This window comes from Algoriphagus sp., from assembly GCF_030694375.1.
Lineage (GTDB): Bacteria > Bacteroidota > Bacteroidia > Cytophagales > Cyclobacteriaceae > Algoriphagus.
Map to the genome: position 1 here is coordinate 25796 of NZ_JAUXYL010000045.1, position 8173 is coordinate 33968.

Below are 8173 nucleotides of genomic sequence, written 5' to 3' on the forward strand. Positions count from 1 at the left end.
TATATGAGCACTGAGGAATTAATTATAGAGTTGATTATTCAAGATTTGAGGTTTTTTCAGGTCAACATGAAAGTCCGAAGCATCAGAGAGTTGGATTTTTGCCGCTTTGAAATGTTGGAACTGATCCTAAAAGTCTGGGGTAAAGGCGAAGAGATTGATTATTTCGATCTAGGAGACAGGTACATGGAATACGTCAAGGAGGTAAAGTTCTTGCCTCTTCCCTATTATGGCGATTTGTTGAAGCCTTTGGCAATTAAGTGCTATAAAGGTTTGGTAAATCGGGTAAAGGAATTGGAGGAAAATCCCAGTAACAAGTATGGGGAAGCAGGAGGCTACAACCGAATGGAGCGATGAAATCTGTATCTAACTTTCCCGGACTATTTGCAGATCTTCAAAACAAGGAGAAATGCAAACTCTTCCTCTGGGATCTCCTTAAAGCTTGGATTACCGATCCGCAAATGGTCCAGAATCAGCTTCAGGTGAAAGAAATGCTTGCCTTCTATGAAGACCTGAAGCAGCTTTTGGAGCTGGTATATGCCCCTGAGCCTGAACCCGCAGCGGTACCCGATTCTATGCCGGAATTGGTTAATACTTCAGAAGCCTTTTTTCTTCAGCTGATCGAATCTTTGAAGATCTTAGTTGACCCGGAAATGATTTTTCTTTTTGACCTTCCTAATCTCAACCATGCGGATGTTTCTCATCGAAGGGAAGTATTCGTGGTACTCCGGCATCAGGAGCTTGATGAGCATCACAATACTCAAGGCTTATTCAGTTTTCTCGCATCTGGCATGCAGGAAATCGCCATCCATTCGATCAACCGAAATGCACTCATTCGGGATATGGGTAAGGGAAACCTGTTTTTCCAATATCATCTCCGACAGCTTCAGCTGATCTATAGAAAAGTAGGTGTCTGTAAGCTGAAAGAAATCCCTGCCGAACGACTTCAGGAACGAATGCTGCAACTCCGGTCTAGCCTTGAAAAGAACTGGGAAAGAGCCGATCAGTTTTGGCAACACGCCCTCGATGAGCAGGAAAATCAGCGATGGGACGTTTCCCTGTTCTTCCTCCATCAGGCACTGGAACTCCGGCTGAGGGGACTCAAAATGGCATGGGAGAAGCGGGAACTCAAAAGTCATGAAACCCGAGTACTGCTGAGGGAATGCTACCAGTTTATTCCAGAGCTGTCTTCGGTGTTTCCTCAGGATACAGAGGAGGAAATTAGCCTTCTGCAGACTTTGGAGGATGCCTATTGCAAGGTTCGGTACAAAACAGAATTCCCGGTGGAGGAGGCTGTATCGACAACCCTCTCCCAACGGGTGGCAGAAGTTCGACGGCTGTGCGACAGGCATTTTGAACACTATTTCCTTTCACTAAACGCATAAACCCATGCAAACCGAACTGAACATCTCTGTTGAAGAACTAATTGAAGAACTGATAATGGCCGATATGAAGCATTCCCAGTTGACAGATGGATTAGAAGCATTGGATTTGAGCACAGAAAATCATTACCTGGGAATCTATGATCTGCTGCTCAAAATATTTGACGTAGAAAAATGTGATGGAGTGGATGGTTTTACAAACAGCTACCTGAGCTATATGCACAGGGCAAGTGATTATTCCATTACGCATTTGGGGGAGGAGCTTCGCCCGTTAGCCAAGGAATGTTATCAAGCTTTAATCGAGCTTGCGAAAGAATTAAAGGAGGGTACGTATGAATAAGGAATTGCTTATTGAGAACCTGATCATGCAGGATCTTCGGCACATGCAGTTGATCTATGGCTTGGAATCCATCGGTTTTACAGAGGAAAGTTTTCACTCCTTGGACCTTTGCTTCATTATTGCCGAGATGATGGGGATGAGAGGGGAAGAATCAATCGATCGTTTTTTTCTGGTTTATAGGGATCAACTCAGCAAATGCAAGGAGCTTGATATGGAAGGTAATCGTGAAAATCTGCGTCCCTTGGCTAAGGAAAGCTATCTCAAACTGAAGAAGCTGGGAGGATAGAAGCAATCTTTTAGTGGGCATGATATCCCGAAAAATCGCGACTCGAAGCTTTACCTCTCGAGGATATTGGTTTTTGCTGTTGAAATTAAATCGTCCGTCCCGATGGGACTTTTACCCAAATTTATCGTGAATCCTAAATCCAGCCGTTGAAACGGCTGGCTAGGATATGGGGCGTCCCTACGGGACTGTGAAGGAATATTTCCTGATGAACAAATCCACCGATCAGCCAGGCTGCAGGGTGGGAGGAATATTCTTGAAAAAATGCCGTAGGCCTGCCTGTTCGGCAGACAGGCATGACCGATACTTTAGCCAGCCATTTCAATGGCTGGTAAAAGGAATAAGGAGTTCATAAAAATGCCGAAGGCATGGCCGATTTTTTTTAAATTAGTTCAAGTCCAAACCCAATTTGTCATGCCAAATACCTATTCAAAGATGTATTGCCAGACCGTCTTTGCGGTGAAATACAGAAAAGCAGTTATTCAAGATTCCTTCAAAAGCGAATTATATGCAGTGATAGGCAATCTGATCAATGAGACAGGAGCAAAAACGCTGATTATAAACGGGCATTTCGACCAAGTTCATTGTCTGTTCCGGTTTTTTCCGAAGCAAGCTATCTCGGAAATAATGTAAAATGGCAAATCCAAATCATCCAAGTGGTTAAATGAATCCAAGCTACTTGAGCATAGATTTGAATGGCAATCGGCATTCAGCTCTTTTACCTATAGTGAAAAAGAGATTTCGAGTGTTTTTAACTATGTGAAAAATCAGGAAATCCATCATCGGAAAATGACCTTCAGAGAGGAATATCTCATGATGCTTAAAGCCCATAATGTGGAATTTTTACCTGAATACCTTTTTAAAGAACTTGTATAAATATCGTCCGTCCCTATGGGACTTTTACCAGATTTTATCGCTAAACCTAAATCCAGAGGTTTAAACCTCTGGCTAGGATATGGGTCGTCCCTACGGGACTGTGAAGGAAAATTACTCGAAGGACAAATCCAGCGAGCAGCCACTCGCGACAATTGTACGGAAGTAGGGTAGGATATTTTCGGAATTAATGCCGTAGGCCTGCCTGTTCGGCAGACAGGCATGACCGATTATATAGCCAGCCATTTTAATGGCTGGAATAATGGATAAGCATTGGTTTTCCAAAATGCCGTAGGCATGGCCGATATTGGATTTAACAATTCATGAATTGATGAATAGCTATTGAATCAATATTGGTCGTCCCGCTGGTAGGGGAGATGGTTAAGGAATTATCCGGTGGAGAAATCCAGCGATCAACAATCTTTCAGGTGGAGTTTTGTGTTCTTTGTTCTTTTTTCTTGATAAAAAAGAACGAAAAAATCAAGACGTGGCAAAGCTCCTACCGCACTAGGCCAAACGCCGGCCCGCTGCCACGTCGGGCCACCGCGCCCTTCCTATCGATGTTTTGTGCTAGGAGGGCGAATTCATAGGTGTTTTCGGCGCTTGGCGGTTAGCCGTTGGCGTATTGTTTATTTCGGAATTATTTGGAGTCGCAAGGAGGAATCACCCATCCCCGACATTTTTTGTCAGGAAAAAGTAACCAATCCCGCCGATTCTCTTGCTGATCTCAGTTCGAAGGAATAATTTAGTCCAACGACTAATCGAAGAATTTCTTAATTTCCCTTTCTAATCATCCAGACTATGAACGAAAAAATCCACCACGGCAGAAACATCAAGCGATTCCGGGAGATGATGGGCATCAAGCAGGAAGCCCTGGCCCACGAACTCGGTGAAGACTGGTCCCAGAAGAAGATCAGCCTGCTGGAGCAAAAGGAAGAAGTCGAGGAGGAGCTCTTGCGTCAGGTGGCGGAGATTTTGAAAGTTCCTGTAGAGGCGATTAAAAGTTTTAATGAGGAAACCGCTATCAACTTTTTTAATTCTTCATTTAATGGTCAATTCAGCGGTGTAAATTACCATACCACATTCAATGTGAATCCTATAGAAAAATGGGTCGAGGCGCTTGAAGAAAATAAGAAGCTTTACGAGCGACTGCTGGAATCTGAGAAAGAGAAGGTGGAGATGTTGAAGAGGATGTTGGAGAAATAAGGATTTTCTGTGAAAAATTCCTTTTTGTTTTGATCTATGAAAACTGAAGAAAATATTGAAACAAAAAAATATTTGGCACAAATGGTAAAGTCTCAATTGGATCAAACAAGACTGTCATTTGATGAATCAAAGAAAACTAGTTCTGTATTTTTAGGAATATCCACTTTTCTTTTTACGGTGAACCTTGGTGCTTTTGCCCAATTAGGTACAAATAACAAGAATGTCTATTTTTTACTTATTCCTTTAATTTTAGTTTTGATTTCCTTTTTTTTACTCACAATCAACTTTTATTCAGTAAATTTACCAAATGGGTATTCAAAAAATTGGTACGAAAAGAAACTAATCTCAGCTTTGGATGAGATAATGGAGACCGAAATATTTGATATACTTGAGGATATCAAAATAATTAAAACTGTAACAAAGGACAAGAACAAGAATATATTCATTTCAGGTTTATTATATATCCTTTCTTTGTTATCGACTCTGTTGATTATAATCTTAAATCACTAAATAAATGGAACTAAAGTTTATCGTCTTTAACCGAGACAATTCGGCATCGTCTTCTGGAAATGGGAATAACAGTCCAGAAAGGCCAAATCCCCAAACCACTCCTGCAAATGATAGGGATTATATTGAAAAGGGAACTAAACCAGATACAATCAATTACCCAAGAAAGCCAAGGTGATTTTTGATTAATTCAATTTTGAATTCCTTTTTTTGGTTGCGAAAATGTTGCTGTTCAGCGTATTTAAAGCATGATTTAAATTGTGTTTAGGTGTCATTTTTTGGGCCAAATTAAAAAAATACCTAGATGGGTGAACATCCGAATGAATGATCACAGTATATCTGTTTTCCGGTATTACCAACGCTCGGTTCAATGGGATTTTCTTGAATTAAATGCTTGTTTGACCCTTTCAAAAGCCTTAAATTAGTTCAAGGTTTTTATTATTGCCAACGCAGCAGGAATATGGTACATGCTCATCGAATTATGCGAATTTTGAGGGATTCGAATGACTATTCTCAGGAATATGTGGCTAATGTTTTAGGAATTACTCAAAAGACTTATTCAAGCGTTGAAACAGGTAGATCAAAACTGACTCTTGAGAGAATTATGCAACTTGCAGATCTTTATAAGGTGAAGCCTGATTACTTCCTTTTGGAGGAACTCCCCGTAGTGAATTACAATACCGGAACCTACAGCAGATCGGTCATTGCTCAAAATTCCTTCGAAGGCAAAGCTGACGAACAATCTGAAAAGTTGTTCGAGAGAATTATCAAAGAAAAGGATACCCAAATCAGCTTCTTAATCAAAGAATTGGACCAGATGAAGTTAGAGAAACAGGAGCTTTTTGAATTATTGCGACGAACGCTAGCCAAAACAGAAGGATAAATGAAGAATTCAATTTTAAAAAAGCTCAGAGAAGAGTTTAAGTACGATTTGGATATCGTGTCTGCAAAAATCGACTCCACGCCTCAAGAGTATCTGGAAATAGAAAACGGACTGAGAAGACTTGATATTTTACAAGCTGCCCAATTGGGAGACTTGTATGAAGTGGATCCAAGGCATCTCTTGGAACTTGCAGAAAGTATCAACTATAATTTCGGAACCTACAGCAGAACCATCTACACGACCAATTATTTCGAAGGGAAAGAGAAATCGGAATGAGTGGATTGGGCCGAATATTTAAGCCAAATTAAAATAGGCTTTGGTTAATTCTTGCGACACTGTCGCAAGAATCTTTCTCCTTCAAGGATTGAAGTTCCTAGGGACGCTGGGTGTAGGTAGAATACTACACCCAAATATTTTAACCAATTTAGAATAGCTAATTGATCTAATTGTTCATTTACAGCGAATTAGAAGCCGATTGGATATTCGAAAGTATTTGCAAACTACGATCTTGTATAACTTCAAATGATACTCAAATGGTGAATTTAATTTAGTTTAAATACACTTAGTTTTACCCTACTTTATATATTAAGTCTGTAAAAAAGAAACATCCAAAAATTTAGGGATTCGCTCATGAAAAAAATACTTTTAGTTTTTGTACTCATTTCAATAATAACGCAACTTCCTGCACAACAATTAGTTAATATAACAACCTCTCCTAAAACGGTACCAGCAGGAAAAAAATGGGTACTGAAAATTGATGGCGAGGTTCTAACTGATCTCAGTGATTTAAGTCTTCGAGATGGGAATTTATGTAACGTCCAATTACGGAGTAATACCAGATCTTTAGGATCAATAATAGAAGGAGAAATAGGTAGGCCAAGAAAAATTTATAAAATTCTGTTTGATGATATTGAAAAGGTTTCTTTTTCAAGCGATAGAACATATTCAATTACTCCTTTGTCATTTGAATATTATACATTAGAAATGTCAGATTATGCGGGAACAGGACAAATAATATTTTATCCTGGAGAAAAGGTATTTGTTTCTACTTGTCTTAATTCTATTGAAATGGAGGTAATTGACTTAACACAAAATGAAATAACTAATATCAATAGAAAAAAAATTGAATTAAAAAAACACCAGGAAAGTAAAGAATTAGAAAGAATTAAAGAAGAAGAAAGATATGTCTTAGAAAGAGAAGAAAAAATTAAAAACTCAAATCATTATTTCTCTTATTATGAATTAGATAATGGAAAGAATATTAAATTGGAGATTGATTCTAAAGTTCTCCCTATGTTGTATTCTTATTTAAAAGAGTATTCTAAAGATTTTCCTTCTGAATATGCTAGTATTTTAAAATATTATAATTCTCGGGTCGAGCAAGCTAAGTACAATCCTAGAGGTGATGCTGATAAAATTTCTCAATTTAATTTTTCATTCTATTTTGATAAAAGCGGACAACTAAAGAACCTCACCAGAGGAATTGACCGGGATGGTTCAAGTAATTCAAGTTTAGGATTAGGCTGGTTAAGTAAGATAAGACCTTTAATTTCTATTGATTCCGTGGGTCAAATTGCTTTAAACGGGAGGAATTATGAAGTGAATACAATTTTCCATACTGATTTTAAAATAGAATATTCCAACCAAGTTGAGGTTGCAGTAATTAAAATTAGCAAAAAATTAAGTTTTAAAATTTTTAAAAATAATACTTCTATTGATAATGATATTTTGACTGAAATCATTGAAAAACAAGGAGGCTATAAAAACCTAAAGCCTGGTAATTATGAAGTTAAAATTAAGTCAAATGATGTTGTCTTAAAATTATGGAGTTCTCATGATTATGGTTCTGACAAAAGTTTTGTTTCTTCCAAAGTTTCAAATGATCCAGATCTTAAATTTGAATTATACGAAAAAGAAACCTCTCTTATTGTTTTACCTGATTTCTTTTAGTGTTACTTTGTATAATTACGGAGTCAACTTGTTCTAGGAAAATCGAAAGGCACAGTAGAAGTTATGTATCTCAGCTATAACGACGGAAGGATTTCCCTAGCGAAACAACCATTTCCGACACAAAAACCTTTATTGACGCTTGCTGGTTTCAGACCGAAATAACTTGGAGATGTTGAAAAAGATGAAAAGGGATTAGTTTTTTTAATGGGATAGAATTTATCCCCGCTCGGCGTAGTCCAAACCAATTTAGAATTGGCGAATTAATCCCCTTCTGGGAGTAGTCAATTTGCGTTTGGACTGGGTGTAGTTTGCAACTACACCCAAATATTCCAACCAATTTCTAATTGGCTGATGCCTTCAATTTACCAATAATCCACTTCTATATTTCCTTTTAGTCCTGAGTAATTTCTTGAGCTGGAATAAAGATAATCTTCTGGCTTTTCAACAATTCCCGCTCTGACCGGATTTTCATGGATATAGGTCATTCGGCTTTCGATCATTTCTTGCTTAAAGAGTTCAATTGCATGATTTTCATGGGTCCAAAATTGCAGGTCTCCTGATCGTTTATTGAATTCCGCATGGTATTCAAATATCATTTTAAGCCATTCTCTGTATCCCTCCGATAAACTGCATCTTGATGTGCTTTGATTTCTGAGCTAAAGTTGCGGGATGAAAAAGACAAGTATCGAAACCTATTATGAGCTGTTTTATAGATGGCAAAGATCGGGATTGAGTAAATCAGCTTTTGCGCA

The 8173-nt window shown here is 38.3% G+C and carries 12 protein-coding genes; 10 read left to right on the plus strand and 2 right to left on the minus strand.

Annotated elements, in window-relative coordinates:
- The first annotated feature begins 3 nt into the window (after positions 1-3).
- Genes Q8M62_RS18670 through Q8M62_RS18685 form a run of 4 tightly spaced genes read left to right on the plus strand, consistent with a single transcriptional unit; the run spans position 4 to position 2005 of the window.
- Positions 4-354: a hypothetical protein gene (locus Q8M62_RS18670; protein WP_304898915.1), complete on the plus strand. Its 351-nt coding sequence runs from the start codon at positions 4-6 to the stop codon at positions 352-354.
- Complete coding sequence (locus Q8M62_RS18675; protein ID WP_304898916.1) at positions 351-1382, plus strand: HEPN domain-containing protein; 1032 nt, start codon at positions 351-353, stop codon at positions 1380-1382. The genes Q8M62_RS18670 and Q8M62_RS18675 overlap by 4 nt, the downstream gene beginning before the upstream one ends.
- 4 nt (positions 1383-1386) lie before the next feature.
- Positions 1387-1719 carry a hypothetical protein gene (locus Q8M62_RS18680; RefSeq protein WP_304898917.1) on the plus strand — a complete coding sequence of 111 codons (333 nt, stop codon included), beginning with the start codon at positions 1387-1389 and terminating at the stop codon, positions 1717-1719.
- A complete protein-coding gene (locus Q8M62_RS18685; RefSeq protein ID WP_304898918.1) occupies positions 1712-2005 on the plus strand; it encodes a hypothetical protein in 294 nt (97 codons plus the stop codon). Before Q8M62_RS18680 ends, Q8M62_RS18685 begins: the two co-directional genes overlap by 8 nt.
- Positions 2006-2138: 133 nt before the next feature.
- Here the strand turns inward: Q8M62_RS18685 and Q8M62_RS18690 are convergent, their stop codons facing one another.
- Complete coding sequence (locus tag Q8M62_RS18690) at positions 2139-2300, minus strand: hypothetical protein (protein ID WP_304898919.1); 162 nt, start codon at positions 2298-2300, stop codon at positions 2139-2141.
- 116 nt (positions 2301-2416) lie between these two features.
- Between Q8M62_RS18690 and Q8M62_RS18695 the strand changes: the two genes are divergently transcribed.
- The 6 genes from Q8M62_RS18695 (at position 2417) to Q8M62_RS18720 (ending at position 7421) form a co-directional block, all read left to right on the plus strand.
- Entirely contained in the window at positions 2417-2635 is a 219-nt protein-coding gene (locus tag Q8M62_RS18695; protein ID WP_304898920.1) for a transposase, read from the plus strand.
- A gap of 1041 nt (positions 2636-3676) precedes the next feature.
- Positions 3677-4081: an XRE family transcriptional regulator gene (locus Q8M62_RS18700; RefSeq protein ID WP_304898921.1), complete on the plus strand. Its 405-nt coding sequence runs from the start codon at positions 3677-3679 to the stop codon at positions 4079-4081.
- Between the two features lie 36 nt (positions 4082-4117).
- Complete coding sequence (locus tag Q8M62_RS18705; RefSeq protein WP_305668238.1) at positions 4118-4591, plus strand: hypothetical protein; 474 nt, start codon at positions 4118-4120, stop codon at positions 4589-4591.
- A gap of 478 nt (positions 4592-5069) precedes the next feature.
- Complete coding sequence (locus tag Q8M62_RS18710) at positions 5070-5471, plus strand: helix-turn-helix domain-containing protein (RefSeq protein ID WP_304898923.1); 402 nt, start codon at positions 5070-5072, stop codon at positions 5469-5471.
- Positions 5472-5747: a helix-turn-helix transcriptional regulator gene (locus Q8M62_RS18715; protein WP_304898924.1), complete on the plus strand. Its 276-nt coding sequence runs from the start codon at positions 5472-5474 to the stop codon at positions 5745-5747.
- A gap of 354 nt (positions 5748-6101) precedes the next feature.
- Entirely contained in the window at positions 6102-7421 is a 1320-nt protein-coding gene (locus Q8M62_RS18720; RefSeq protein ID WP_304898925.1) for a hypothetical protein, read from the plus strand.
- Positions 7422-7783: 362 nt separating this feature from the next.
- Here the strand turns inward: Q8M62_RS18720 and Q8M62_RS18725 are convergent, their stop codons facing one another.
- A complete protein-coding gene (locus Q8M62_RS18725; protein WP_304898926.1) occupies positions 7784-8017 on the minus strand; it encodes a hypothetical protein in 234 nt (77 codons plus the stop codon).
- Positions 8018-8173 lie beyond the last annotated feature (156 nt).

Coding starts and splice junctions, on each gene's coding strand:
- Q8M62_RS18690 (WP_304898919.1), bottom strand. CDS start 2,300: ATGCCTGTCTGCCGAACAGGCAGGCCTACGGCATTTTTTCAAGAATAT.
- Q8M62_RS18715 (WP_304898924.1), top strand. CDS start 5,472: ATGAAGAATTCAATTTTAAAAAAGCTCAGAGAAGAGTTTAAGTACGAT.
- Q8M62_RS18680 (WP_304898917.1), top strand. CDS start 1,387: ATGCAAACCGAACTGAACATCTCTGTTGAAGAACTAATTGAAGAACTG.
- Q8M62_RS18685 (WP_304898918.1), top strand. CDS start 1,712: ATGAATAAGGAATTGCTTATTGAGAACCTGATCATGCAGGATCTTCGG.
- Q8M62_RS18695 (WP_304898920.1), top strand. CDS start 2,417: ATGCCAAATACCTATTCAAAGATGTATTGCCAGACCGTCTTTGCGGTG.
- Q8M62_RS18675 (WP_304898916.1), top strand. CDS start 351: ATGAAATCTGTATCTAACTTTCCCGGACTATTTGCAGATCTTCAAAAC.
- Q8M62_RS18705 (WP_305668238.1), top strand. CDS start 4,118: ATGAAAACTGAAGAAAATATTGAAACAAAAAAATATTTGGCACAAATG.
- Q8M62_RS18670 (WP_304898915.1), top strand. CDS start 4: ATGAGCACTGAGGAATTAATTATAGAGTTGATTATTCAAGATTTGAGG.
- Q8M62_RS18720 (WP_304898925.1), top strand. CDS start 6,102: ATGAAAAAAATACTTTTAGTTTTTGTACTCATTTCAATAATAACGCAA.
- Q8M62_RS18700 (WP_304898921.1), top strand. CDS start 3,677: ATGAACGAAAAAATCCACCACGGCAGAAACATCAAGCGATTCCGGGAG.
- Q8M62_RS18710 (WP_304898923.1), top strand. CDS start 5,070: ATGCGAATTTTGAGGGATTCGAATGACTATTCTCAGGAATATGTGGCT.
- Q8M62_RS18725 (WP_304898926.1), bottom strand. CDS start 8,017: ATGATATTTGAATACCATGCGGAATTCAATAAACGATCAGGAGACCTG.